General features: G+C 70.9%; 1 protein-coding gene. It reads right to left on the reverse strand.

Annotation, left to right across the window (positions count from 1 at the left end):
* The coding region (locus AB4030_RS22415; RefSeq protein WP_442281408.1) for a fibronectin type III domain-containing protein at positions 1-629 on the reverse strand (629 nt) is incomplete at its 3' end.
* Positions 630-722 lie beyond the last annotated feature (93 nt).

Here is a 722-nt window from a genome sequence, read left to right on the forward strand (position 1 = left end):
CCGGCCAGCTCATCGACACTCACATGGGTCTCCCCCGCCGAGGAGTAGGTCAGCGTGATCGTCGACCCCGCCGGCAACGCCTTGACCGACAGCGCGACCACCGTGACCGCGCGGTCACCCGCCGACCCGTCGTTGACGTCCCGAACCACCGCGTACGTGTTGCCCGCGCTGTCCTTGACCGACACGGCACCCGTGATGCTCGTCGAGGACAACAACGACGACACCACCAGGGTGTGCCCCGCCTGCACCCCGCTCGAGCCGACCGTCAGCGTGGTCGTCGTCCGCGCCGCCGACGCCGTCGCCGACGCGACCCGACCCACGTAGCCCGCCGCCACCGCGGCCTGCGGAGTCCCCGACGCCTCGTTCGACAACGCCGACGTGCCGACCGCGTTCACCGCAGCCACCCGGTAGAAGTACGCCGTCCCGTTGCTGACCGACGTGTCGGTGAAGCTGGTCCCGCTCACGTTCGACGCGAGAGCAGTCGCGGACTCACCACCCGCACTCGTCCCGCGATACACGTTGTACCCCGTCACCGCCGACCCACCATTCGACGCCGGAGCCGTCCACGACAACGCCACCGACCCGTTSCCGGGCGTCCCGACCAACCCCGTCGGCGCCGACGGCACCATCACAGCGGACTGCGGGGTCGCCGACGCCTCGTTGGACGGCGGCGAGGTACCAGCGGCGTTCACCGCGGCGACCGTGTAGAAGTACGCCGTCCC

The organism is Terrabacter sp. 2YAF2 (assembly GCF_052114705.1).
GTDB lineage: Bacteria > Actinomycetota > Actinomycetes > Actinomycetales > Dermatophilaceae > Terrabacter.